General features: G+C 74.1%; 23 protein-coding genes. 13 read left to right on the forward strand and 10 right to left on the reverse strand.

Going from position 1 to position 25345, the window contains the following annotated elements; translation table 11 throughout:
• The first annotated feature begins 115 nt into the window (after positions 1-115).
• Positions 116-1036, forward strand: coding sequence for a hypothetical protein (locus ACZ7C5_RS20235; protein ID WP_401078536.1), 921 nt, complete (start codon positions 116-118; stop codon positions 1034-1036).
• Between the two features lie 126 nt (positions 1037-1162).
• Here the strand turns inward: ACZ7C5_RS20235 and ACZ7C5_RS20240 are convergent, their stop codons facing one another.
• The 3 genes from ACZ7C5_RS20240 to ACZ7C5_RS20250 form a co-directional block, all read right to left on the reverse strand.
• Positions 1163-2224 (reverse strand): prenyltransferase/squalene oxidase repeat-containing protein, encoded by a 1062-nt coding sequence (locus ACZ7C5_RS20240; RefSeq protein ID WP_401078533.1) that lies wholly within the window; start codon positions 2222-2224, stop codon positions 1163-1165.
• Positions 2221-2964 carry a class I SAM-dependent methyltransferase gene (locus ACZ7C5_RS20245; RefSeq protein ID WP_401078529.1) on the reverse strand — a complete coding sequence of 248 codons (744 nt, stop codon included), beginning with the start codon at positions 2962-2964 and terminating at the stop codon, positions 2221-2223. The genes ACZ7C5_RS20240 and ACZ7C5_RS20245 overlap by 4 nt, the downstream gene beginning before the upstream one ends.
• A gap of 123 nt (positions 2965-3087) precedes the next feature.
• Positions 3088-4398, reverse strand: coding sequence for a glycosyltransferase family 4 protein (locus ACZ7C5_RS20250; RefSeq protein ID WP_401078526.1), 1311 nt, complete (start codon positions 4396-4398; stop codon positions 3088-3090).
• 233 nt (positions 4399-4631) lie between these two features.
• Between ACZ7C5_RS20250 and ACZ7C5_RS20255 the strand changes: the two genes are divergently transcribed.
• The 6 genes from ACZ7C5_RS20255 to ACZ7C5_RS20280 all read left to right on the forward strand — a co-directional run bounded on the left by ACZ7C5_RS20255 (position 4632) and on the right by ACZ7C5_RS20280 (position 11148).
• Positions 4632-5252, forward strand: coding sequence for a TetR family transcriptional regulator (locus ACZ7C5_RS20255; RefSeq protein WP_401078523.1), 621 nt, complete (start codon positions 4632-4634; stop codon positions 5250-5252).
• Between the two features lie 326 nt (positions 5253-5578).
• A complete protein-coding gene (locus ACZ7C5_RS20260) occupies positions 5579-6820 on the forward strand; it encodes a prenyltransferase/squalene oxidase repeat-containing protein (RefSeq protein ID WP_401078520.1) in 1242 nt (413 codons plus the stop codon).
• Positions 6820-7524, forward strand: a complete 705-nt coding sequence (locus tag ACZ7C5_RS20265; protein WP_401078517.1) for an SCO2322 family protein — start codon at positions 6820-6822, stop codon at positions 7522-7524. The genes ACZ7C5_RS20260 and ACZ7C5_RS20265 overlap by 1 nt, the downstream gene beginning before the upstream one ends.
• A 53-nt stretch (positions 7525-7577) precedes the next feature.
• Positions 7578-8687, forward strand: coding sequence for an energy-coupling factor transporter transmembrane component T family protein (locus ACZ7C5_RS20270; RefSeq protein WP_470323141.1), 1110 nt, complete (start codon positions 7578-7580; stop codon positions 8685-8687).
• The gene (locus ACZ7C5_RS20275) at positions 8684-10315 is read left to right on the forward strand and encodes an ABC transporter ATP-binding protein (protein ID WP_401078511.1); all 1632 of its coding nucleotides are present in this window, start codon (positions 8684-8686) and stop codon (positions 10313-10315) included. Before ACZ7C5_RS20270 ends, ACZ7C5_RS20275 begins: the two co-directional genes overlap by 4 nt.
• Entirely contained in the window at positions 10312-11148 is an 837-nt protein-coding gene (locus tag ACZ7C5_RS20280; protein WP_401078508.1) for an ECF transporter S component, read from the forward strand. Before ACZ7C5_RS20275 ends, ACZ7C5_RS20280 begins: the two co-directional genes overlap by 4 nt.
• Here the strand turns inward: ACZ7C5_RS20280 and ACZ7C5_RS20285 are convergent.
• From ACZ7C5_RS20285 to ACZ7C5_RS20300, 4 genes are all read right to left on the reverse strand, one after another.
• Positions 11145-11471, reverse strand: a complete 327-nt coding sequence (locus tag ACZ7C5_RS20285) for a hypothetical protein (protein WP_401078505.1) — start codon at positions 11469-11471, stop codon at positions 11145-11147. The genes ACZ7C5_RS20280 and ACZ7C5_RS20285 overlap by 4 nt on opposite strands.
• Positions 11472-11641: 170 nt before the next feature.
• Positions 11642-11941, reverse strand: a complete 300-nt coding sequence (locus tag ACZ7C5_RS20290; protein WP_470323142.1) for a helix-turn-helix domain-containing protein — start codon at positions 11939-11941, stop codon at positions 11642-11644.
• Positions 11942-12172: 231 nt separating this feature from the next.
• Positions 12173-13261 carry a methyltransferase domain-containing protein gene (locus ACZ7C5_RS20295; protein WP_470323143.1) on the reverse strand — a complete coding sequence of 363 codons (1089 nt, stop codon included), beginning with the start codon at positions 13259-13261 and terminating at the stop codon, positions 12173-12175.
• A 14-nt stretch (positions 13262-13275) separates the two neighbouring features.
• Positions 13276-13428, reverse strand: coding sequence for a hypothetical protein (locus ACZ7C5_RS20300; RefSeq protein ID WP_470323144.1), 153 nt, complete (start codon positions 13426-13428; stop codon positions 13276-13278).
• Positions 13429-13745: 317 nt separating this feature from the next.
• Here ACZ7C5_RS20300 and ACZ7C5_RS20305 point away from each other — a divergent pair, with 317 nt between their 5' ends.
• The 5 genes from ACZ7C5_RS20305 (at position 13746) to ACZ7C5_RS20325 (ending at position 20516) form a co-directional block, all read left to right on the forward strand.
• Positions 13746-15059: an XRE family transcriptional regulator gene (locus ACZ7C5_RS20305; RefSeq protein ID WP_401078495.1), complete on the forward strand. Its 1314-nt coding sequence runs from the start codon at positions 13746-13748 to the stop codon at positions 15057-15059.
• Between the two features lie 65 nt (positions 15060-15124).
• A complete protein-coding gene (locus ACZ7C5_RS20310; RefSeq protein ID WP_401078492.1) occupies positions 15125-15775 on the forward strand; it encodes a M15 family metallopeptidase in 651 nt (216 codons plus the stop codon).
• A gap of 205 nt (positions 15776-15980) precedes the next feature.
• Positions 15981-18275 (forward strand): excinuclease ABC subunit UvrA, encoded by a 2295-nt coding sequence (locus tag ACZ7C5_RS20315; protein WP_470323145.1) that lies wholly within the window; start codon positions 15981-15983, stop codon positions 18273-18275.
• Positions 18276-18337: 62 nt separating this feature from the next.
• Positions 18338-19234 carry a LysR family transcriptional regulator gene (locus ACZ7C5_RS20320; RefSeq protein WP_470323146.1) on the forward strand — a complete coding sequence of 299 codons (897 nt, stop codon included), beginning with the start codon at positions 18338-18340 and terminating at the stop codon, positions 19232-19234.
• A gap of 70 nt (positions 19235-19304) precedes the next feature.
• A complete protein-coding gene (locus tag ACZ7C5_RS20325) occupies positions 19305-20516 on the forward strand; it encodes an acyltransferase family protein (protein ID WP_470323147.1) in 1212 nt (403 codons plus the stop codon).
• 62 nt (positions 20517-20578) lie between these two features.
• Here the strand turns inward: ACZ7C5_RS20325 and ACZ7C5_RS20330 are convergent, their stop codons facing one another.
• From ACZ7C5_RS20330 to ACZ7C5_RS20340, 3 genes are all read right to left on the reverse strand, one after another.
• Positions 20579-20902: an antibiotic biosynthesis monooxygenase family protein gene (locus ACZ7C5_RS20330; protein ID WP_401078481.1), complete on the reverse strand. Its 324-nt coding sequence runs from the start codon at positions 20900-20902 to the stop codon at positions 20579-20581.
• Between the two features lie 223 nt (positions 20903-21125).
• Entirely contained in the window at positions 21126-21605 is a 480-nt protein-coding gene (locus tag ACZ7C5_RS20335) for a CYTH domain-containing protein (protein ID WP_401078479.1), read from the reverse strand.
• Between the two features lie 37 nt (positions 21606-21642).
• Entirely contained in the window at positions 21643-23727 is a 2085-nt protein-coding gene (locus tag ACZ7C5_RS20340; protein ID WP_401078477.1) for an MFS transporter, read from the reverse strand.
• Between the two features lie 328 nt (positions 23728-24055).
• Between ACZ7C5_RS20340 and ACZ7C5_RS20345 the strand changes: the two genes are divergently transcribed.
• Entirely contained in the window at positions 24056-25297 is a 1242-nt protein-coding gene (locus ACZ7C5_RS20345; protein ID WP_470323148.1) for a peptidoglycan-binding domain-containing protein, read from the forward strand.
• The last annotated feature ends 48 nt before the right edge of the window (positions 25298-25345 follow it).

Consider the following 25345-nt stretch of genomic DNA (forward strand, 5'->3'; position numbering starts at 1 on the left):
CCGCCGTGCACCGGCAGGAGGGTTGGGCCTAGGCTTCTGATCCGTTCGGGAGTTTCGGCCGGTCGACCCGACCGCGCGAACCACCGTCCACGACACGTCAACGAGGGGAACGTTAGTGAATCTGCGCGCTCTCACCAGGGGAGACGCCGCCGTCGCAGGCGCGGCCGTCCTGCTCTTCATCGCCTCCTTCCTGCCCTACTGGACCGTGGACTGCGGTGGCAGCCGGTACTGCCCCTCGTCGCAGAACGCGTGGAGCACGGACTTGTTCCCCATCCTGCCCTCGATCTACCTCCTCGGCATCGCCGCCGCGGTGCTGATCCTGGTGCAGCGCTTCCAGGGTGCGGCCGCGGCCAACCGCCAGGTGCTCGGCCTGCGCCTGGACCAGTGGGGCATCGGCTTCTCCGTCTCGGCGCTGTGGACGTCGGTCTGGGCGCTCGGCGGCGGCACCTCCAGCTCCGTCGTCAGCCACGGCTTCGGCGCCTGGCTCGGCTTCATCGCGCTGCTCGCGCTCGCCGGTGCGGCCGCGGCCGCACCCGTGGTGCCCGCGCTGAAGGCCCCGCTGGTCACCGACCGCCCGGCCGCCGTCCCCGGCCAGCCCGGCCAGTACGGCTACCCGGGCCAGCCCGGCCACCCGGGTGCGCCCGGCCAGTACGGCTACCCGGCCCAGGGCCACGACCCGGCGTTCGGCGCCCAGGCCGCCCAGGCCGGCTACGGCTACCCGGCCGGTCAGACGCAGCCCGGCCAGCCGGTCCCGCCCGCCCAGCCGCAGGACGCCGGCACCCCGGCCCCGCAGCCGGCGGCCCCGGTCGCGCAGCAGCAGGCGGCCCCGGCGGCGGACTTCCAGCCCTTCTGGTTCGCCGTCCCGGCCCCGCGCCAGCTGGCCCCGAAGGACAACCCGGCCGGCGCCCCGGTCGGCGAGGTCGTTCCCGGCACCTGGTACCTGGCCGTCGAGCAGCGCGGTGCCGCGCTGGTCGCGCAGCTGCCGGACGGCAGCCAGGGCGTGCTGGCCGACACCACGGGCATCCAGCGCGGCTGACGCCCCCGGGCGCACACGCGGAAGGGGCGGGACCGGTTCTCCGGTCCCGCCCCTTCGCCGTGTCCGCGGCCACTCGCCGTGGCCGTGCCGCTTCGCAGCGTCCGCGGCCCTTCGCGGCGTCCGCGCTCAGCAGCAGTCCTGGACCACCAGCCCGGCGGGCAGTTGCTCCCCGCCGAAGACCGCGACGGTCGCCGGGTCGCCGCCGAGCGCGGCCACCGCGAGCAGCAGCGCCCCGGCCGTCCAGGTGGTGCGCTCCTCGGGCCAGATCGCGTCGTCCTCGAAGACGTACCCGGTCCAGTACGAGCCGTCCTCGTGCCGCAGGTGCTTCTGGAACCAGCGCAGGATGTCCACCGCGCGGTCGGACTGGCCGATCGCCCAGAGCGCGAGCGCCAGCTCGGCGCTCTCCCCGCCGGTCACCCACGGGCGGTCGCTGACGCAGCGCACGCCGAGGCCGGGCACGACGAAGCGCTCCCAGTCCCGCTCGATCCTGGCCACCGCCGCGTCGCCGCGCAGGCCGGTGCCGAGCACCGGGTAGTACCAGTCCATCGAGTAGCGGCCCTTGTCCAGGAACCGCTCCGGGTGGCGGGAGACGGCGTGCCCCAGCCGTCCGGCCGCGAGCTCCCAGTCGGGCTGCGGCTCCTCCAGGTAGTCGGCGACGGCCAGGCCGCAGCGCAGCGCGTGCAGGATGCTGGACGAACCGGTGAGCAGCGCCTCGTCGGTGGCGGTGCCGTCCTCGTCGACCCGCCAGGCGATCGGGCCGCCGGGCAGCCGCAGCCCGACGATGAAGTCCAGGGCGCGCCGGACCGTCGGCCAGATCCAGTCCAGGAAGGTGTCGTCGCCGGTGCTGAGGTGGTGGTGCCAGACCCCGACCGCGACGTACGCGCAGAAGTTGCTCTCCTTGGCCCGGTCGGTGACCACGCCGTCGGTGTAGGCGGCGTACCAGGAGCCGTCCGGGTTCTGGGCGGCGGCGAGCCAGCGGTAGGCGGCCTCGGCGGCGGCGTGCTGGCCGGCCGTGTCCAGGGCCATCGCGGCCTCGGTGTGGTCCCACGGGTCGAGGTGGTGGCCGGCGAACCACGGTATGGCGCCGTCGGGGCGCTGCTCGGCCAGGATGCTGCGCACGGTGTCGGCGGCCTGCTCGGCGTCGAGCACCCCGTCGAGCAGCAGCGCCTCGGGGACGGCGGCGGTCATGCCGCCCCGCCCGGCGCGCGGTTGGGCTTGGAGGCGTACGCGACGAAGCTCTTGCCGATCACCGGGTTGAGCGCCCGCTCGGCGGCCTTGGTGAGGGTGCTGATCACCGGGGTGCCGACGATGTCCCAGACCAGCAGCTGGTGGTAGGCCTTGACCGGCAGCGCCTTGTCGTTGCCGACGCCGACCGCGCACTTGATCCACCAGTACGGCGAGTGCAGCGCGTGCGCGTGGTGGGTGCCGTACGGCTCCAGGCCCGCGTCCCTGAGCTTGTCGAGCAGCTCGTCGCCCCGGTAGATCCGGATGTGGCCGCCCTCGTTCGCGTGGTACTCGTCGGACAGCGCCCAGCAGATCTTCTCCGGGAGCCAGCGCGGCACGGTGACGGCGAGCAGGCCGCCCGGCTTGAGGACCCGGAACATCTCGTCGAGCACGCCCTTGTCGTCCGGGATGTGCTCCATCACCTCGGAGATGATGATCTTGTCGAAGTGGTCGTCCTCGAACGGGAGCGCCAGCGCGTTTCCCTCGATCGCGACCGCCGACGCGCCCCCGGGGGCCTCACCGGCCTGCTCCATCGCCGCGAACCACTTCCTGACCTCGGCGATCTCCTCGGTGTTCTGGTCGAGGGCGATCACGTTGGCACCGCGGCGGTAGCACTCGAACGCGTGCCGGCCCCCGCCGCAGCCCAGGTCGAGCACCCGGTCGCCGGGGGCGAGCGGGAAGCGCGAGAAATCGACGGTCAGCACTGCTGGACTCCCATTCCTATTGCTACCAAGCGTCCTTGACGCTTCGTCACGCTTTCTGTCCGCCACGACGGGCCTCGTCTCACCCCGCCTCGCCGGGGAGACTCGGCCCGCCGTCCCGGGCGGCTAGGCCACGTACCGCCAGCCGGGCCCCGAGCGGGCCCGGGCGCCGGCGCCGGTGGCGATCGCCGCGCGGTAGGCCTCGGCGGTCAGCTCGGCGGCCCGCTCCCAGGTGAACCGGGCCAGCACCCGCTCCCGTCCGGCGGCGCCCAGGCCGGCCCGCAGCTCAGGGTCGTCCAGCAGCCGGCCGAGCGCGGCGGCCAGCGCGTCCGCGTCCCCCGGCGGCACCGCCAGGCAGGACTCCCCGTCGGGACCGGCCACCTCGGGGATCGCCCCGCCGGTGGTGGCGACCAGCGGGGTGCCGGTGGCCATCGCCTCGGCGGCGGGCAGCGAGAAGCCCTCGTACAGCGAGGGGACGCAGGCCGCCTCGGCCGAGCGGTAGAGGTCGACCAGCTCCCGGTCGGTCAGCCCGCTGCGGAACTCGATGTGCTCCGCCAGCCCGAAGCGGCGCACCGCCTCGGCCACCGGCCCGTCCTCCTTCTGCGGCTTGCCGACCACCACCAGGTGCGCGTCCCGTTCGGTGCGGACCTTGGCGAGCGCCTCGACCAGGAAGACCAGGCCCTTCAGCGGGACGTCCGCGCTGGAGGTGGTGACGATCCGGCCGGGCACCCGCGCGACCTCCGCCGAGGGCGACCAGAGCCGGGTGTCGGCGCCGATCGGCACCACCGAGATCGCGCCCGGCGCGACGCCCAGGTGCCCGGCGATCTCGCGCTGCGAGGTGCCGGAGACGGTGATCACCCGGTCCAGCCTTGCGGCGACCCGGCGCTGCATCCGGGTGAAGGCGTACCAGCGGCGCAGCGAGAGCCGCTTGACCCGGGTGGTGGCGGCGTCCAGCTCCAGCTGCCGGTCCACGGTGATCGGGTGGTGGATCGTGGTGACCAGCGGGAAGCCGTGCCTGGCCAGGCCCAGCAGGCCGTAGCCGAGGGTCTGGTTGTCGTGCACCACGTCGTAGCGGCCTTTGTGGGCGGCCAGGTAGCGACGGGCGCGCAGCGAGAAGGTGAGCGGCTCGGGGAAGCCGCCGGTGCGCATGGTGGCGAACTCCAGCACGTCCACCGGGCCGCGGAACTCGTCGCGGGCGGGGGTGCGGAAGGGGTCGTCGGCGCGGTAGAGGTCCAGGCTGGGCAGCTCGACCAGCCGCACCGAGCCGGGGCCCTCGACCTCGTCCAGCACCGGGTAGGGCTGGGCGCCGATCACGTCCACGTGGTGGCCGAGCCCGGCCAGCTCGCGCGAGAGGTGCCGTACGTACACGCCCTGACCGCCGCAGAAGGGGTCCCCGCGGTACGACAACAGGGCAATCCGCAGCGGCTGCGCGGTCATCCTGGGCCCTCTTCTCTAGCTGCTATCGGTGCTGCCGGTCGTGTCTTCCGGTCGCTAAAGTAGATCAGGTTTCAGTGGCTGCGGAACTCGTCATCGACCACGTGAACAACGAGAGACCTCGAAGATACCGGCCCGTAGCTTTCCCTCAGGAGCCAGGGCTGGTGATTCCCGCCACGCCGAATCCTGCCGACCATGTGGAGCACGCCGCCACTCTCGCCCGCCCGGGAGCACCCTTGTCGCCGCCCTCTCCTTCGCCCCTGCCGCCGGTCCCGCCCCCGGGCGAGCCGCCGCTGACCGCACGCCAGGCCGAGCGGCGCCGGCGCATCCTGCGGGCCGCCACCGCGCTGGCGGTGCGGGGCGGGTACGAGGCGGTGCAGATGCGGGAGGTCGCGGAGGGCGCGCAGGTCGCCCTCGGCACGCTCTACCGGTACTTCCCGTCCAAGGTGCACCTGCTGGTGGCGGTGATGCTGGAGCAGTTGCAGGGCCTCCACGAGCACATCCGGCGGCACCCGCCGACCGACGCCGAAGCGGCGCCCCGGGTCGCCGACACCCTCACCCGGGCCTTCCACGCGCTGCAACGCGAACCGCTGCTGGCCGAGGCGATGGTCCGGGCACTGTCCTTCGCGGACCGCTCGGTCGGGGCCGAGGTGGACCGGGTCAGCGCGGCCACCGGACAGCTCATCCTGGACGCCATCGGCCAGTCCGGGCCCCCCACCGAGAGCCAGCGCGCGGCCGTCCGGGTGATCGAGCACACCTGGCACTCGGCACTGGTCGCCTGGCTCTCCGGGCGCGCCTCGATCGCCGAGGTACGGGCCGACCTGCACACCGCGGCCCGGCTGCTCACCCTGCCCTGAGCCCTTCCCTGAGCCCTTCCCGGATCCCGCCGTGAGTCCTTCCCGACTGGAACGTGTTCCTGCCACGGCCCGGGCCGCCGGTGCGCTCCGGCGGCTACAGTCGACGGGCAGGACAACTCCATCCCGTTCCTCTCCCGGGGAAAGCCGGTGCGAATCCGGCGCTGACCCGCAGCCGTGAGTCCGGCGCCGTGCCCCGGCCGCCCGGACGAGTCGGAGCACCCGGGGAGGGGCGAGCGGCCGGACCAGGCGCACGCGCCCGGCACCGTCGAGGTCTACGGAACGGCCCGCCCGGGCCACCACCGCTCACCGAAAGGCACACCCGCACCATGCTGACCGCCGCCCGTCTGGGCGCCGCCGCCCTGTCCGCCGCGCTGCTCACCGGCCTCGCCGCAGGACCGGCCCTCGCCGACGTCCCCGCCCCCACCGTCCCGGACGGCCTGTACGGCAAGAGCGACCCGACGTACGACGGCGTCTGGCGGCAGTCGCTGGCGCTCACCGCCCTGACGGCGGCCAAGGTCACCCCGGCCGACTCGGCGGTCGGCTGGCTCACCGGACAGCAGTGCGAGGACGGCGGCTGGCCCTCCTACCGGGCCGCCGGCGCGGCCTGCGACACCAAGTTCGAGGACAGCAACGCCACCGCCGTCGCCGTCCAGGCCCTGATCGCCCTCGGCGGCCACCAGGACGCCGTCGACAAGGGCGTCGCCTGGCTCAAGGCCAACCAGAACGCCGACGGCAGCTGGGCCTACAACCCGGGCAACCCCGGCGACGCCAACTCCACCGGGCTCGCCGTCAACGCGCTGTTCGCCGCGAAGACCGACCCGGCCGGCGTCGCCAAGGCCGGCAGGTCCGCCTTCGACGGGCTCGCCCTGTTCCAGCTCGGCTGCGCGGCCCCCGCCGACCAGCGCGGCGCCTTCGCCTACCAGCCCGACGGGGTCGGCGGCGCCCCCGCCCCGAACGCCCTGGCCAGCGGCCAGGCCGCGCTCGCCGCCGGCGGCGGCCACCTGCCGGTCTCCGGCTCGGTGCGCTCCGACGCCGCCCCCAAGGCCCTCACCTGCGCCTCCGACGCCACGGCCGCCGGGGCCCCGGTTGCGCACGCGGACTCCGGCGAGGCCGTCGGCGCCTACCTCACCGCCCAGCTCGCGGCGAACGGCGACCACCTCAGCCTCACCACCCCGGGCGCCGCCCCCACCCCCGACTACACCGCCACCGCCTGGGCCGCCCTCTCCCTCGTCCAGAGCGGCCACCCCCAGCAGGCGGCCGGCGCCGTCGACTGGCTCGCCAAGGAGGGCGCCGGCTGGACCAAGGGCGGAACCGACGCCGGCGCCACCGCCACCCTCCTGCTGGTCTCCCAGGCCGCCCACCGCGACACCGCCGCCCTGACCGGCGAACTCACCGCCCTCGGCCCGGCCCCCAAGGCCGCCGGAGCCGCCGCCTCGGCGACGGCCACCCCGGCGAAGAAGAAGGACGGGGGCATCGGCCAGTACTGGCTGATCGGCGTCGGGCTCCTCGTCGGCGTCGGCGGCGGCCTCCTGCTGAGCCTCCAGCGCAAGCGCAACCCGCACCTCTGATGCGGCCCGCACCCCATCCGGCCCCGGGCGGCACCCGGCCCGGCAGGCCCGGGCGGACCGTCGCCCGGCTGCTCCCGCCCCTCCTCGGGGCGGTGCTGGTGCTCGCCTCCGCCGCCCCCGCGCAGGCCGCCGGGTACCGCTACTGGTCGTTCTGGCGCGGCGCCGAGGGCGGAGCCTGGACGTACCAGCAGCAGGGCCCCGCCGTCGCGGTGCCGCCGGACGGCTCGGTGGACGGCTGGCGGTTCGCGCTGAGCCCGGACGGCGGGCAGGACGCCGCCAAGCCGCGCACGGCCGGGAGCTTCGCGGAGATCTGCGCGGACACGCCCGCGCAGGACGGGCACAAGCGGGTGGCCGTCGTGCTGGACTTCGGGACCGCCGAGGACGCCGGTTCGTCCGCCGCCCCCGAGCCCGGGCAGCGGACCGCCTGCGCCGCCGTCACGCCCCGCGCCACCTCGGCCGAGGTGCTGGCCGCCGTCGCCCCGCCGCTGCGCTACGACACCAACGGGCTGCTGTGCGCCATCGCCGGGTACCCGAAGGCGGGCTGCGGCGACCAGATCGGCGCGGCCGGCGCGGCCGGGACCGACGCCGGGTCCACCGACCACGGCGGCAGCGGCCCGGACGTCGGCCTGATCGCCGGTGGCGCGCTGGTCGCCGTCCTCGCCGGCGGCGCGGTCTGGCAGGCGCGCCGCCGCCGTCACTCCTAGCCCCCGCCCCGTTGGCCCCTCGTGCCCCCCGTAGCCCCCACCCAGGAAACACCGTGAGCAGCACCGCCGTCCGTAGCACCAGGCCGCCCACCGGCCCCCGTCAACTGCACCCCGGGGCCTGGTGGTTGTGGGCACTCGGGCTGGGCGCGGCGGCGACCAGGACCACCAACCCGGCGATCCTGCTGCTACTCGCCGCCGTCGCCGGATACGTGGTCGCGGCCCGGCGCGGCGACGCGCCCTGGTCCCGCTCGTACGGGGCGTTCCTGCGGCTGGGCCTGCTGGTGCTCGGCATCCGGATGGTGTTCGCGGTCTTCCTCGGCTCACCGGTCCCCGGCACCCACGTGCTGTTCACGCTGCCCGAAATCCCGCTGCCCGCCTGGGCGCAGGGCGTCCGGATCGGCGGCCGGGTCACCGTCGAGGGGCTGCTCGCGGCGCTGTACGACGGGCTGCGGCTGGCCACCCTGCTGATCTGCGTCGGCGCCGCCAACTCCCTGGCCAGCCCGGCCCGCCTGCTGCGCGCCCTGCCCGGCGCGCTCTACGAGGCCGGCGTGGCGGTGGTGGTGGCGATGACCTTCGCGCCGAACCTGGTCGCCGACGTCCGCCGGCTGCGCGCCGCCCGGCGCCTGCGCGGCCGCACCGACAAGGGCGTCGCGGCCGTGCTGAGCGTCGGACTCCCGGTGCTGGAAGGCGCGTTGGAGCGGTCCATCGCACTGGCCGCGGCGATGGACACCCGGGGCTTCGGCCGCACCGCCGACGTCCCGCGCCGGCTCGCCAGGGCGACCGCCGCGCTCACCCTGGCGGGGCTGCTCGGGGTCTGCCTCGCCGCGTACGGGCTGCTGACGGCCGGCGGCGCCGGCTGGGCACTGCCGGTCCTGCTGACCGGCCTGGCCGCCGCCTTCGCCGGACTGCTGCTCGGCAGCCGACGATCCGTCAGGAGCCGCTACCGGCCCGACCCCTGGGCCCTGCCGGAGTTGCTGACCGCCGGCTCGGGGGCGGCCGTGGCGGCCCTCACCACCTACCTGGCCGCCCAGGACCCGGCCGCCTTCGCCCCCACCGTCGTCCCGCCGACCGTCCCCGCGCTGCCGCTGGCCGCCGTGCTGACCGTCCTGCTCGGCCTGGTACCGGCGTTCGCCGCCCCGACCCCGCCCCGGAGGGCATCGTGATCACCTTCGAGCAGGTCTCCGTCCGGTACGCGGACTCCGCCGCGCCCGCGCTCAGCGACGTCGACCTCACCGTCCCCGAGGGCGAACTCTGCCTGCTGGTGGGCCCGTCCGGCTCCGGCAAGTCCACCCTGCTGGGCACGGTCAGCGGGCTGGTGCCGCACTTCACCGGCGGCGTGCTGCACGGCCGGGTCACCGTCGGCGGCCGGGACACCCGCGAACACCGGCCGCGCGAACTCGCCGACCTGGTCGGCACGGTGGGGCAGGACCCGCTGGCGCACTTCGTCACCGACACGGTGGAGGACGAACTCGCCTACGGCATGGAGTCGCTGGGCCTGCCCGGCGACGTGATGCGCCGCCGCGTCGAGGAGACCCTCGACCTGCTCGGCCTCGCCGACCTGCGCGACCGCTCGCTGAGCTCCCTCTCCGGCGGCCAGCAGCAGCGCGTCGCGATCGGCTCGGTGCTCACCGTGCACCCGCGCGTCCTGGTGCTGGACGAGCCCACCTCGGCACTCGACCCGGGTGCGGCGGAAGAGGTGCTGGCCGTCCTCCAACGCCTCGTGCACGACCTCGGCACCACCGTGCTGATGGCCGAGCACCGGCTGGAGCGGGTCGTCCAGTACGCCGACCAGGTGCTGCTGCTCACCCCCGGCGCCCCGCCCGTCCTCGGCGAGCCCGCCGAGGTGATGACCCACTCCCCGGTGCACCCGCCGGTGGTCGGCCTCGGCCGGCTCGCGGGCTGGCGGCCGCTGCCGCTCTCCGTCCGCGACGCACGCCGCAGGGCCGCACCGCTGCGTGCCGAACTGGACGGCCGGGCACCGGCCGCCGCCGCCGTCGCGTCCGGCGAGCCGATCGCCACCGCCGGCCGCCTCGCCGTCCGGCGCGGCCCCGTCCCGGCGCTGCGCGGCGTGGACCTCGCACTGCGCCCCGGCGAGATCACCGCCCTGATGGGCCGCAACGGCGCCGGCAAGTCCACCCTGCTGGGCAGCCTGGTCGGCCTGCACTCCCCCGCCTCCGGCAGCGTCCGGGTCGGCGGGCGCACCCCGCACCGCACCCGCCCCGCCGACCTGATCCGCGAGGTCGGCCTCGTCCCGCAGGACCCGCGCGACCTGCTGTACGGCGAGTCGGTCGCCGCCGAGTGCGCCGCCGCCGACACCGACGCGGGCGCCGCCGCCGGCACCTGTCGCGCCCTGGTCGAACGCCTGCTGCCCGGCATCGCCGACGACACCCACCCGCGCGACCTCTCCGAGGGCCAGCGGCTCACCCTCGCCCTCTCCGTCGTACTCACCGCCCGGCCCCCGCTGCTGCTCCTGGACGAGCCGACCCGCGGCCTCGACTACGCCGCCAAGGCCCGGCTGGTGGAGATCCTGCGCTCGTTGGCCGCCGAGGGCCACGCCGTGCTGCTGGCCACCCACGACGTCGAGCTGGCCGCCGAACTCGCCCACCGCACGGTGATCCTGGCCGAGGGCGAGATCGTCGCGGACGGCCCGACCGCGGAGGTGGTGGTCTCCTCGCCCGCCTTCGCCCCGCAGGTCGCCAAGGTGCTGGCGCCGGGGCCGTGGCTCACCGTCCGGCAGGTCGCGGAGGCACTGGGCACGGGGGCGCCGGGTACGGAGGCACCGGGCGCATGAGTACTCGTCCCGTCCCGCTGGGACGCCGGTCCGTCGCGGCACTGCTGTCGGTCTCCCTGGTCGGCGTCGCCGCCTTCGGCTGGCCGCTGCTCGCCTCCACCGGATCGGCGCTGGTCGGCCACTCGGCGGACGCGCCGTGGCTGTTCGCCCTGCTGCTGCCGCTCCTGCTCGCCGTCGTCATCGCCCAGATCTCGGAGGGCCGCTCGGCGGGCGGCGGGGCTCCCGGCCTGGACGCCAAGTCGGTGGCCCTGCTGGGCGTGCTGGCGGCGGCGGGCGCGGCGCTGCGTCCGCTCGGCGCGGGGACGGCGGGGCTGGAGCCGATGTTCTTCCTGATGGTGCTGTCCGGGCGGGTGCTCGGCCCGGGCTTCGGCTTCGTGCTCGGCTCGCTGTCGATGTTCGCCTCCGCGCTGCTGACCGGCGGGGTCGGGCCGTGGCTGCCGTTCCAGATGCTCGCCATGGGGTGGGTCTGCCTCGGCGCCGGGCTGCTGCCGGGGCCCTCCTCCCTGCGCGGCCGCCGCGAACTCCTGCTGCTCGCCGGGTACGGAGCGGTCGCGTCCCTGCTGTACGGCACGATCATGAACCTCCAGGGCTGGCCGTACATCGGCGGCCTGGCCGGCTCCGTCTCCTTCGTCCCCGGCGACCCGCTGCCCGCCAACCTGGTCCGCTTCGCGGTGTACTGCCTGACCACGTCGCTGGGCTGGGACCTGCCCCGGGCCGTCCTCACGGTCGTCCTGTGCCTCACCCTGGGCACCCCCGTCCTGCGCGCCCTGCGCCGCACCACCCGCCGCGCCGCCTTCGACGCCCCGGTCACCTTCCGCCCGCCGGAGCCCTAACGGCACGCCCCGCACACCTGCCCGGCCCCGGCGACGGGCCGCCCGCACATCCCGCCCCGCCCGGGGCACTCGTGCCGGCGCGGCCCGCCGCCTTCGTGCCTGGGTGCCGGAACGATCGGCACCTTGGCGATCCGCGCCGCCACGATGGCGCCGACGCTGTGCGTGACCCTGTCCGGCAGCGGCGCCGCGATGATCCCCGCCAGCGCGTCTCGCGTCCACCCGCCCGCGAGCAGCCCCTCCACCCGCGCGGCCTGGTCGCTGAGCGGCTTGCCCGCCAGGGCCATCCTCGGCTCCCGGCGGCCGAGTTCGAGCAGCAGCGCCATGCCCGCCGTCAACTTCCCGGAAGGACGGACGGAAGGTTCTTCCACATCCTTCGTTTCCGGTTCCTTGGACGGGCTTCCCGCCTTCCCGCCGCCTGGCCCGCCTGGAGCTGGGGCACCGGCGGCCGGAGGTACGGGAGGCGGCGGCACCGTACGCGCAGCCTTCCCCGACGTCACCGGCACCTCGTGAACGGAGACGACCGTCCGCACCTGCCCGGCAGCGGATCGCGCTGCGTCCGCCGCACATAGTGCCCGGCCGCCTCCAGCTCCCTGAGCGCCCTCGCGACGGTCGTCCGCCCTTCGACGCTCTTGGCGGCGAGCGTCCGGACGTCCTCACGCGCCCCGTCCGGCAGGCTGAGCAGGTAGCTCAGCAGCCCGCGCGCGGCCCAACTCAGCGCGTGCTTACGGACGACGTGGCCGTTGTCGAGGATCGTGTACCCGGGAGCATGCTTGGGGATACGATGAATCTGCATCGTGGAGGCTCTCTCTCCTGGTGTCGAACCCCGGGGTGTTGGCGCACCGCCGGGGTAACTCTTGCCCGATCGCCGAGCGCCCCTTCCGAGCACCCGGCATCGCAATCTTCACCGTAATGCTGTAACGCCCCATCAAACTCCCTCCCACATCACTCATTTAGGCGGCGCAAACGCGCACAGCCAGGCGCGCCCCCGGCGCGTGAGCCGTGGGCGCGCCTCGCGATCCAGCGGTCAACCGATCACGCGCTCCGGCTGGTCCAGCCACACCCGGTGCTCGCCCGCGGCGGTGACGGTCAGGCCGAAGCGGTCGAGGCCCGGCTCGCCCTGGCGCTGCCACCAGGCGTGGGCGGCGGTCACCTCGTCCCACAGGTTGCGGGGGCCGGACTGCGAGACGGCGTGCCGGCCGTCCCGGTCGGCGAGGCGGCAGTGGGCGTACGAGACCCCGTCCCACACCTCCAACCGGCCCGTACCGAACCGGTCGTAGCCCGCCCACACCTCCTGCCGGAACAGGCCCGGCAGCCGCAGCCCGATCGCGAAGGCCGCGTCGGTGTGCTCGGCCACGGCGGCGGGGTCGAGCGCGGACGGGCCGTACCGGACGTCCTCGATCTCGAACTCGCCGCTCCCTGGCCGCTGGTCCCGCACCCACATGAAGGCGACGTCCTCGACGAACGGCCCGCTCGCGGAACGGCCGTCGTCGGCGACGGTGAGCCTCAGCAGCCCGCCGTTGCAGAACGCCGTGCCGTACGGGACGACGATGACGCCGCCGGGCACCGTCTGCTCGATCAGCATCCCGGGGACGCGTTGCACGGCGGCGGTGACGTGGACCCGGTCGTACGGCCCACCCGCCGGGTGGCCGAGCATGCCGTCGCCGACCACGGTCCCGACCGGCAGGCGGTTCGCCACCAGCCGGCACCGCGCGGCAGCGGACAGTTCGGGGTCCAGCTCCACCGTGGTGACGTTCTCCGCCCCGAGCCGGCGGGCCAGCAACGCGGCCGTCCAGCCCGAACCGGTGCCGATGTCCAGCGCCCGCATGCCGTCGGCGACTTGGAGGTGCCAGAGCATCCGGGCCACGACGGTCGGCATCGAGCTGGACGAGGACGGCGTGCTGCCGTCCTCGTCCAGCCGGGTCACGAGCGGGATGTCCGAGGCGACCGCCTCCCCCCATTCGGCGGGCTGCTCCGCCCGGTCGATCCACCCACCCCCGCGGCGGATCCGGTCCGGAACGAACAGCCCACGGGGCACGGCCCGGAACGCCGGCTCCCAGTCGGCCGACAGCGCCCCGGACTCCCGGAGGGCATCGGCGAGCGCGCTCCACCTCATGCGGTCGTCACTCCTCAAGGCTTGGACGGCTTGGGCAGGTTGGTCGGCGGCGCGTCCCGCTTGCCGTCCTGCGAAGCGGTGTCCGGCTTCCCGGAGTGGCTGCCGCCCTTGCCCCCACCCGCCTGGCCGGGCCCGTCGGTGCCGGGCCCTCCGCCGTGCTTGCCCATGTCCTGCTCCTCTCGAACGTGCTGAAGATCGTGGTCGTCGGTCCACCGCTCCGCCGGTCCGGTGGACGGGGCGTGCGCGGGCCCATCGGCTTGGGCGGGGGCGGTTTCGGCTCGGGCCAGGACATGGGCGTGCTCCTCTCAAGGCTGAAGACGGAAGACGGCCGGGCAGCCGACCCTGTCTGCGAAGGAGCCCGGCCGGCCCGAGTCGAGTACAGCCCAAGGAGCCGTCACCGAACAGGCATTGCCGGTAGTCCCGGGGTTGTCCCATCCTCGCCCACAGTAAGCTTCCGGTCACTGTCGATGATGGGATTGACCCCGTGCACGACCCGATCCGACACCCCCTCGCCTACGCCCGCGAACTGCGCCGCTGGTCGCAGGGAGACCTCGTCGCGGAGCTGGACAAGGCCGCCCGCCGTCACGGGCTCCTCTCCGGTGCCGACAAGACGGCCATCAGCCGCTGGGAGCACCGGCGCAAGACGCCGAACGCCGACTCCCAACTCCTCATCGCCGAAGCCTTCGACGTCCCGGCCTCGGACCTGGAGGCGTACGGCTGGCCCCACTGGCTGCCCGGGCGCGACGAACCGCTGCCGCTGGGGGCCGCCCACACCGTTCACGCACTCCACGACACCCGGAGGGCTGCCATGGACCGCCGCAGCTTCATGACCTTCAGCGCGATCTCCCTGACCGGCCTGGCCGCCCAGTGGGCCGCCGCCCGGCCCGAACACCTCACCTCGGCCCTGACCGGCAAGCGCGTGGACGGCGAACTCGTGGACTGGCTGGAGGACGCCAGCGGGAAGCTGGCCGCCCTGCCCACCGAACAGCGCCAGCACACCATCCGCCTGATGGACGCCCACCTGGCCACCGTCACGGACCTGATCGCGGAGGGCCGGTACAACGAGACGACGGGACGTCGCCTCCACCGGCTGGCCGCCTCGCTCGCCACCACCTGCGGCTGGCACCGCTTCGACCAGGGCCGGCACTGGGCGGCCGGAAAGTTCTGGGAGGCCGCCCTGCAATCCGCGCACGCCGCGGGCGACCGCGACCACGGCGCCGGAGTCCTGTCCGACTTCGCCTACCAGGCCACCTGGCTCGGGGAGCCGAAGGTCTCCGTCGAGCAGCTCGGACACGCGCTGCACGGCGTCTCGCACCCCACCGCCCGGTCCCTGCTCCTCCTCCGCCGGGCCCGGGCCCACGCGGTACTCGGCGACCGCTCCGCCTGCTACCGGGACCTGTCCGACGCCGAATCCACCCTCACCGTCGAAGCCGCCGACCCCGCGCCCGGGTGGTGCGCGTGGATGAGCCCGGCCGACCTCGCCGTGGACTCCGGCCGGTGCCTTCTGGACCTCGGCCGGGCGGGCGACGCCCGTGCCAGGATCGCGGAAGGGGTGGCCCTGCTGCCCCGCGCCAGGGACAAGACCCGCGGCATCTTCCTGACGTACCAGGCCAGGAGCTGCCTGAAGGCCGGGGACGTGGAGCAGGCCCTGGCCGTCACCGGCGAGTCGCTCGACCTGGCCACCCGCATCGGCGCACCCCGCTGCGCGGCCCTGGTCCGCGAACTCGCACCGGCGTTCAAGCGCTACCGCCGGGTCGACGGCGTCCCGGAGTTCCTGGAACGCCTGCGGGTAGGCTGAGCGCCCATCACCCGCACGGGAGCGCGCCCCTCGCACAGCGCCGGTTCCCTTCCCCAGGAGGCGTGTTGAGCGAGATCGTCCTCATGTCCGACCCGAAGGTCGCCGCGATACCCGTCGAGGACTGCGGCGATCGGCTCCTGGACGTCCGGAGCGGCGCCGTGCTGCCGGTCGACGAACGCAAGCAGGACGGCACCGGGGCCTTCGCGCACCTGCGGGCCGGCGTGCTCGACCGGCTGCTCGACGCGCAGGCGGCGCTGCCGGACGGCCTGCGGCTCCTGTTCGTCGAGGGCTACCGGCCGCCGGCGCTCCAGAGCCGCTACTTCGACGAGTACGCCGCCGAGTTGCGGGCCGCGAACCCCGGCTGGCCGGACGGGCGGATCAGGTCGGCGGCCAGCCGCTACGTCTCGCCGCCGGAGATCGCGCCGCACAGCGCCGGGGCCGCCGTCGACCTCACCCTGGTCGACGCCGACGGCCGCGAACTCGACCTCGGCACCAGGGTCAACGCCAGCCCGGAGGAGAGCGCCGGAGCCTGCTACACCCACGCCGAGAACATCGGCGCCCGGGCCCGCGCCAACCGGCGGCTGCTCAGTGACGTCCTGACCGGCGCCGGGCTCGTCAACTACCCCACCGAGTGGTGGCACTGGTCGTACGGGGACCGCTACTGGGCGCTGGCCACCGGCGCGCCGTCCGCGCTCTACGGCCCGGCGCACCGGTAGCCCGCACCCGCTGCGACACGCGGCCGGTGGAGCCCTGCCGACCGGGGCCCCGGCCCGGGGTCAAGATGGCGTCGACACCGCACCGCACCCCGTGTTCCCGTCGGTGCGGGCGTACCCGGACGCCACGCTCGCCGGCTGATCCCGGCCGAACAAACAGCCGAGCAAATCACCGGGCAAATCGCCGATCAAATCTATGATGGCGGACATGGGCGTTCAGCATTCCACCGGCGAATCCGTCATCCGTGTCGTGGGAGCGGCCGTCAACAACCTCAGAAACGTCAGCCTGGACCTGCCGAAGAAAGCCCTGACCGTCGTCACGGGAATTTCCGGATCCGGCAAGTCCTCACTCGTGCTCGACACCGTCGCCGCCGAGGCGCAGCGCCTCGTGAACGACACGTACGCCTCCTTCGTACGGAACCGGCTGCCGCACATGCCGGCGCCCGAGGTGCAGTCGATGAGCGGCCTCACCTTCACCGCGATCATCGACCAGCGCCGCTTCACCGGGAACTCCCGGTCGACCGTCTCCACCGCCTCCGACATCGCCCCGCTGCTCAGGCTCGTGTTCTCGCGGATCGGTGAGCCCTCCGCCGGGTACTCTCCCGCGTACTCCTTCAACGACCCGGCGGGCATGTGCCCCGACTGCGAGGGCCTCGGCACCGTCGTCGACATCGACGTCGAGGAGCTGATCGACCCGGACCTGAACATCGACGAAGGGCCCGTGCGGTTCAGCCAGTTCCGGCCCGGCGTCTACCGCTGGAAACGCTTCGCCCACTGCGGACTGTTCGACCGGAAGAAGCCGCTGCGGGATTACACGGACGAGGAGATGCGGCTCTTCCTCTACGCGGACCGGTACAAACTGCCGAACCCCGATCCGCAATTCCCCAAGACCGCCCGCTTCGACGGCGTCATCACCCGGATGCGCGACGTCTACGTGAAGAACCGCCCGACCAAGATGTCCCCGCAGGTGCACGAGGAACTGGAACGCCTCACCACCCGTCGGGTCTGCCCCGGGTGCGACGGCGCCCGGCTGAACGCCGCCGCCCGCGCCAGCCTCGTCGACGGGCGTTCGATCGTGGACTGGTCGGCCATGTCGGTCGCCGACCTGCGCGAACTCCTGGACGCGGTGGACGATCCGCGCGTGGCACCGGCCCTGGCCGGCATCCGGCACACGCTGGACGCGCTGCTCTCGGTCGGGCTCGGCTACCTCTCGCTCGACCGCGAGTCGTCGACCCTCTCCGGCGGCGAGGCCCAGCGGGTGAAGATCGTCCGGCACCTCGGCAGCGCCCTCACCGACATCACCTACGTCTTCGACGAGCCCTCGACCGGCCTCCACCCCGCCGACGTGCGGCGACTCAACCAGCTCCTGTTGAGGCTGCGCGACGCGGGCAACACCGTCCTCGTCGTGGAGCACCACCCCCAGGTGGTCCGCGTCGCCGACCACGTGGTCGACATGGGGCCGGGCGCGGGGGCGGACGGCGGCCTCGTACGGTTCGAGGGGACGCCGGAGGAACTGCGCACCAGCGACACCGTCACCGGGCGGCTGCTCTCCACCCCGCTGGAGGTGCGTCGCACGGTCCGCGAGCCGCGCGACCGCGTCCGGGTCGTCCGCGCCTCGGCGCACAACCTCACCGGCTTCGACGTCGACATCCCGATCGGTGTCCTCACCGCCGTCACGGGCGTCGCGGGCTCCGGCAAGAGCTCCCTCGCCACCAATGAACTCCCGCGCCAGCACCGCGAGTTCACGGTGGTCGGACAGGATCCGCTGCGCGGCGGCGTACGGTCGATGTCGCTGAGCGTCCTCGGCGTCGCCGACGGAGTGCGCGAGGCGTTCGGCGCCGCGTCCGGGCTCGAACCGGCCTGGTTCAGCTTCAACTCCAAGGGGGCCTGCCCCGCCTGCCGGGGCAAGGGCCACATCACCACCGAACTCGCCTTCCTGGACGACGTCGCCACCCCCTGCGACGCCTGCGGGGGCGAACGCTTCAACTCCACGGCCCTGAAGGCGAAGCTCGACGGCCACACGATCGCGGACGTCCTGCGGATGACGGCGGGCTCCGTGGCCGGCCTCTTCTCCGGCCGCCCGGACATCGCGGAGCCGATGAGGTGGCTGGAGCGCGTCGGGCTCGGCTACACCGCCGTCGGGCAGTCGCTCGACACCCTCTCCGGCGGCGAGAAGCAGCGCCTCCTGCTCGCCCGGCACCTCAGTGCCTCCGCCGGTTTCGCCGAGGAGCGGATCGTCCTCGACGAACCGACGACCGGCCTGCACCCCGGCGACGTGGAACGCCTGGACGGGCTCTTCGCCGAGCTGGTGGACGCGGGCGCGACCCTGGTCGTCGTCGAGCACAACCTCCGCGTCGTCGCCCAGGCCGACCACGTGATCGACATCGGTCCCGGCGCCGGTTCGGACGGCGGCCGCCTGCTCTTCACCGGCCCGCCGGCCGAACTGGCCCGCCGGACGGACTCGCTCACCGGCAGGGCCCTGGCGGAGGCGGCGGCCGGGTAGGACGGGGCGCGTCCCCGTACGCTGTCCCGCAGCACCGGGAACGAAGGCGTTCGGGGGAGCCAGTGGAACTACGTCAGTTGCGCGTCTTCGAGGCCGTCGTCACCCACCGCACGGTCACCGGCGCGGCCGTGGCGCTCGGGCTCGCCCCGTCCTCCGTCTCCGAACAGGTCCGCACCCTCGAACTCAGCCTCGGCACCGACCTGTTCGACCGGGCCAGGCGCGACATGACCCTCACCTCGGCCGGGGAACGGCTGCTGCCGTGGTCCCGGCGCCTGCTCGACCAGGCCGAACAGGCACGCCGCGAAGTCGTCGTCACCCGGGCCCGCCTCCGCCTCGGCGTCCTGGCGGCCATCGCCGCCACCCACCTCCCCGCGGCCCTGGCCCGCCTCACCGACCGACGGCCCGGCCTGGACATATCCCTCCACACCGAGCCCTCCAGGGACGCCCTCCTCGCCGGCGTCGCCGCCGGAGCCCTGGAGGCGGCCCTCATCCTCGACCTCCCCGGGCCGCTCGGTGCCCTCGGCTTTCCCCTGCCGCCCGCCCCGCTCGACCACCGCGACCTCCAGCACGTCCCCCTCGCCCTGGTCGCCGCCCCCACCCACCCCCTCGCCCGCGCCACCACCCTCACCCGCGAGAACCTCCGCGGCCACCGCCTCCTCGTCGACTCCCCCGCCTGCTCCTACCACCTCGCCGGCGAACACCTCCTCGGCCACCACGTCCGACGCCTCCACACCGGCGCCGTCCCCGTCACCCGCGCCTGCGCCGAACAGGGCCTCGGCGTCGCCCTCCTCCCCGCCTCCGCCGTCCACGACCACCTCACCGCCGGCACCCTCACCCGCCTCCCCCTCGACCCCCCGCCCCTCCACCTCCGCCTCCTCTGGCGCACCGACCACGAACCCCTCCCGAGCCTGCGCGATGCCGCGGTCGCGGCCATGCCAGGATCGGCCCCGTTCCTCTAGGATCACGAGGTTCGACCCTCACCGAAAGACCATCGGCGCCGTGGGCGCCGCATAAATTCCAGAGAACACGATGACCGAAGAGCTCACACCCGTCGGGGGACTCCCCCTGGCGCCCGCACCACCGGGCGGCACGACCGTCCTCCCCCTTCGCCAGGACCACCCGGCCTCGGCCGCCGGCGCACCGGGCCTCGCACCGAAGGCCGCACGCCCGCCGCGCATCCTGGTGCTCGACGGGCTGCGCCTCGTCGCCGCCGTGTCGGTGCTCGGCTTCCACTACCTGGCCGGGGCGGAGACCGTCCCCTGGCAGCGGACCTCGACGGAGCTCTTCCCCCGGCTCCACCGCCTCGCCGGGTTCGGCTGGCTCGGCGTGGTGTTCTTCTTCATGATCAGCGGCTTCGTCATCTGCATGTCCAGCTGGGGCAAGTCGCTGCAGAAGTTCTGGCAGAGCCGGGTCCTGAGGCTGTTCCCGCTCTACTGGGCCGCGGTCGTGATCGGCACGCTCGCCAACCGCTACGGCCCCCACCCCCCGGGCGAACAACGGATCACGCTCAGCCAGATGCTGACCAACCTGACGATGCTCCACGAACCGCTGGGGGTACGGCACGTGGACACCGTCTCCTGGACGCTCTGGATCGAGCTGCGCTTCTACATCATCTTCTCCGTCGTCGTCCTGCTGGGCACCAACGTCCGCCGGGTCTCCACCTTCTGCTGGTGCTGGGCACTGGCCGGCGTGTTCGTGCCGAAGGCCGGCATTCCACTGCTCGACACGCTCCTCTTCCCCGACTGGGCGCCGTTCTTCATCGCGGGCGTGGCCTTCTTCCTGCTCCGCAAGGAGGGCCGGATCACGGGCGAGACGCTCGGCATCCTGGTCCTGTCCTGGTTGCTGGTCCAGCAACACCTGCCCGCGGTCATGGCCGCCGAGGGACACGGCATCGACTGGAAGGCCTGCCTGACCGTCATCACCGCCATGTACGGCCTGATGTTCCTCGTGGCGCTGGGCAAGCTGGACAGGATCCAGTGGCGCTGGCTCCCCGTCGCCGGGGCGATCTCCTACCCGCTCTACCTCATCCACCAGTCGGTCGGCGTGCGACTGATCTGGCGCTGGAACGAGCGCCTCGGCGCCTGGACGACGCTGGTCTCCGTCACCACGGCGATGCTCCTCGGCGCCTGGCTGCTCTACCGCTTCGTCGAGAAGCCGCTCACCCCGCACCTCCGCCGCCTGGTGGCCCGCTCCCTCCCGAACCCCCGGCTCCCGTCCCCCACCAGCCCACTGACCCGCTAGGCACGAATCCGCCGCCGGCCACCCCACGGGCGGCCGGCGGCGGACCGTCGAACCGCGCGGCGTCAGGCCTTGGGGCCCGCGGACTGGACGACCTCGAAGGACCAGAGGGTCGAGCCGGAGGCGGCGGGGCGCTTGGGGGCCTCGCCGGAGGCGCCGTTCTGGTGGGCGGACTTCATCGGGCCCTCCATCCAGGCCTTGAAGTCCTCCTCGCTGCGCCAGCGGGTGTAGACCAGGTACTGGTCGGTGCCCTCGACGGGGCGGAGGAGTTCGAACCACTCGAAGCCGTCCGAGTTCTCCACCGCGCCGGCCCGGGAGGCGAAGCGCTGCTCCAGCACCTCGCGCTGTTCGGCCGGCACCGTCAGGACGTTGATCTTGACGACGGACATGGGCGCACACTCCTTCTGCTCCGGTGACTGCTTACGGGGAGCAGTCTGCTACACCTCACAAGCCGTGGCTCAGGCGATCCACGGCGGGAGGACGCGCTGGTCGTCGCGCGGGGCGAGGCCGCAGGCGCCCTCGGGGGTGCGGGCGTCGCCGGCTCGCCCCCGGGGACCCGTTCCGCCTCGACACCCCGCGCTGGTTCGGCACGCCGTAAGCCCCGCGCCGGCGTCAGGAGTCGGGCAGTCCGCGGGTCGCGAGGGTCTGGTTCTTGTACGCCTTCACACCGGTGACCTCGGCGCCGAACCACTCCGGCGCCGAGAACACCGCCGCCTCCGCCTCCGAGCCGAACTCGACCTCGACGGTGCGCAGCCCGGCCAACTCGCCCTGGTAGACGTCCGCGTAGACGGTGACGCCGGACACGTCGAAGGTGTAGCGGTCCTTGACCAGGCGGGCGCCCTCGGTGGCCGGCCAGAGTTCGGTGAACTCCCGCTCCTCCAGCTCGCGTTCCACCTCGATCCGGACCGGTGCGCCGGCCGAGGAGGCCTTCCGCTTGACGCCGAGGACGCGGCTGCCGCCGATCCGCCGCAGCCGCACCTCCGTCCCGTCGTCCTTGATCGCGATGTAGCCCTGCTCGATGTGCTGCCGCACCGCCGTCTCCGGCGGCTCGAAGGCACCCAGCAGGAACTTGCGCTCGATTTCGAGCGGCATGGCCGCACCATCCTTCCCCGACACGGCGAGGGGGCCGTCAGAACGACCGCCCCTCCCCACGGTACGGCGCCTCCGGCCCCGCCGGGTCCGGCCGGTCGCGCCGGTCCGCGCAGAGCGAGGAGCTGAGCCGGTTCAGCAGCCCGGCGAGCTCGGCGTACCGCTGCTCGTCCCAGTCCCCCAGCAGTTCGGCGAGCTGGGTGCGCCGGGCGGCGACCAGCCGCAGGGCCGCCTCCTCGCCCGCTTCGGTGAGCCGCAGCGGCAGCCGGCCGGCCCGCGCCGCCAGCCCCCGGCCCTCCACCTCCCGGACTGCCTCCTCGATGACGGAGACCGGTACGACCCGCCGCTCGGCCAGTTCGGCCGGTTCGACCGAGCCGTGCTGGTGCATCTGGAGGAGCAGCCAGCTGGAGGCGGGCAGCAGGTCCAGCCCGGCGGCCTCGGTGATCCGCCGGAAGAGGTCGCGCCGGGCCTCACGGCTGTTCAGCACGGCGAGCGCGCGGGCGATCTCGTCCAGCGAGCTACGCTCCACCGGGTTGACCCCGATGGACTCGCTCAGGTCCGGCGCGGTGACGGTGGAGCGCAGCTTCTGTTCGCGCAGGAACAGCGACAGCACGAAGGCGACCACCGCGATCGGCACCGCGTACAGGAACACCCGGGTGATCGACTCGGCGTACGCGTGGTAGACACCTGGCTGGACGGCGGCCGGCAGCTGGGGAATGACCCGCGGGTCGGAGGTGATGACCTCCGGCCGGAACCCGGGCGGCAGCGGCACTCCCGCCAGGGCGTCGGCGAGCCGGCTGCGCAGTCCGCTCGCGAAGATCGTCCCGAAGACGGAGACGCCGAAGGACGCCCCGATGGAGCGGAAGAAGGTGGCGCCCGCGGTGGCCACGCCGAGGTCCTCGTAGCCGACCGAGTTCTGCACGATCAGCACCAGCACCTGCATCACCAGGCCGAGGCCGAGGCCGAAGACCAGGAAGTAGAGGCTCATCTCGGCGGTGCTGCTGTGCTCGTCCAGCCGGGAGAGCAGCAGCAGCCCGACGGTGGTCACGGCCGTCCCGGCGATCGGGAAGGCCCGGTAGCGGCCGGTGCGGGCGACGATCTGTCCCGAGCCGATCGAGGTGAGCAGCATCCCGAGCACCATCGGCAGCATGTGGATGCCGGACATGGTGGGCGAGACCTGCTGGACCACCTGGAGGAAGGTCGGCAGGTAGGTCAGCGCGCCGAACATCGCGAAGCCGATCACGAAGGAGATCACCGCGACCAGGCTGAACGTCCGCGAGCGGAACAGCCGCAGCGGCAGCACCGGCTCCACCGCGGTCCGTTCGACCAGGACGAAGGCGAGCAGCAGTACCAGCCCGAGCACGCCGAGGCCGACGATCTGCCAGGAACTCCAGGCCCAGGTGGTCCCGCCGAGCGAGGTCATCAGCACCAGGCAGGTGGCGACGGCGGCGATCAGGGCGGTGCCCGGGTAGTCGATCCGGTGCTCGCGCCGGACCTCCGTCCCGTGCAGCACCGCCGCGATCACCACCAGGGCGACGATGCCGATCGGCAGGTTGATGTAGAAGACCCAGCGCCAGCTGAGGTGGTCGACGAACACCCCGCCGAGCAGCGGTCCGAGCACGCTGGTGACGCCGAACACGGCGCCGAAGAGGCCCTGGTAACGGCCGCGGTCCCGGGGGGCGACGAGGTCGCCGACGATCGCCTGGGAGAGCACCATCAGCCCGCCGCCGCCCAGGCCCTGGAGGGCGCGGAAGGCGATCAGCTCGCCCATGTTCTGGGCGATCCCGCAGAGCACCGAGCCGAGCAGGAAGATCACGATGGAGGCCTGGAAGAAGCGCTTCCGGCCGTACATGTCGCCGAGCTTGCCCCACAGCGGGGTGGCGGCGGTGGAGGCCAGCAGGTAGGCGGTGACCACCCAGGAGAGGTGGTCGAGGCCGCCGAGGTCGCTGACGATGGTCGGCAGCGCGGTGGAGACGATGGTCTGGTCGAGGGCCGCGAGCAGCATCGCCAGCAGCAGGGCCCCTATCGGCACCCAGAGGTTGGGGACGGTGACCGCCGGCGGGCCGTTCCCGCCCGCGGCGCTGCCGCCCGCGGGACTCCCGGACGCGGCGCGCGGATCCGTCATGGCGTCTCCATGGGGTCGCGGGCCCGTCGGCCGGGCCGTGCGGATGATCACTCCCAGCTCACCGCGCTGGTCGGTTCGTCCCGATATGTTCCATCGGGTTGAGCCGAGCGTAAGCGCCGGGGACAACCGCCGCGCCCCGGGCGTTCTCGGAGGAGCCAACCGGCACCAACCGGCACAACATCCCCGCCGAGGGACGGACGCCCCTGTCCACCCTCCGGACAGTCCTGCATAATCAGGCGCGATCGTGCGCCCGGCCCGCTCGGAACGTACGCCGAACGACCGAAACACCCGCCCGCGGAATCGACGCGAAACCGAGGAGGACCGGCCGATGCCGGACCAGCACTGCCCGACGTGCGGCACCGCACGCTCCACCGGGTGCGGCTGCGTCCCGGACCCGAGCCTCACCGAGACCGCCGTCCTGCCCCACATCGAGGGCCCGCCGCTGGTCCGCCCGTACGTTCCGCAGACCGCCGGACAGGTGGCCGACGAGGCCCACCCTGGCGCCCCGGTGGTGGACCCCTTCGCGACCACGATGCTGCCGCCGGTCCCCCCGGGGCTGCCCGGTCCGCCGGCCTCTCCCCCGCTCGGCCCGGACGCGGACGCGTACGCCACCACCGTCTTCCCGCCCGTCGGCCCGGACCAGGCCCCGTTCGGGCCCGGCACCGGCGACCACCCGGACGCGTACGCCACCACCGTGCTGCCGCCGGTCCCGCCCGCCGGGCCGGGCGGGGCCCCCGGGTACCCGGCGGCCGCGCGGGCCCGGATGCGGCCACAGGCACAGCAGCAGACACGGACGCAGCCGCGGACGCCGTCTCCGACGCCGGACGGGAACGAGATCGGCCTCTTCCCGTTCGGACAGGGCCCGGACGCGCCCGCGCCGGAGGCCGGCGGCGGCCGGGCCGCCAGACGGGCGGCCGAGCAGGCCGAAGAGCACCCGCTCGCCCGGCGCAAGGGGCTGCTCGCCGGAGTCGGCGCCGCCCTGGTGGCGCTCACCATCGGCATCGCGTACGCGGTGACGCCCTCCGACGAGCCGTCGGCCAAGCAGGCGCAGCCACTGCCGACGACCACCCTGGCGCCCGCTCCGGTGGACCCGCCCGCCCTGGCGACGTCCACCCCGAGCACGCCGCCGCCGACCAGCGAGGCACCCAGCCCGACGCCGACACCCACCCGCAAGCCGAGCCCGACGAGGACGGCCGCCCCGACGCCGACACCCCCGCCGACCGCCGAGGCCCCCTCCGCGCCCCCGCCCCCGGTCCAGGTGCCCACGCCGACCCCCACCCCGACGCCCACCCCGGCCCCGGCCCAGACGCCCACCGCCGCCCCGACCTCTCCTGTGGACCCGGCCCCCCGGGTGTTGGAGTACGGGATGAGCGGCCCCGATGTCACCGCGCTCCAGCAGAAGCTCGCCAAGGTCGTCTGCTGGGCGACGGTGCCGGTGACCGGCCAGTACGACGACACCACCGTGAACACCGTCGGCTACGTCCAGTGGATCTGGGACATCAAGGGCGACAAGCGGGGCGTCTTCGGCCCCAACACCCGTGCCGCCCTGGACAAGCGCAACAGCTGCTGACCGCGGGCCGTCAGCCGGTGATGCCCCCGTCAGCCGGTGACCGCCCGC

The organism is Kitasatospora sp. NPDC036993, assembly GCF_055607525.1.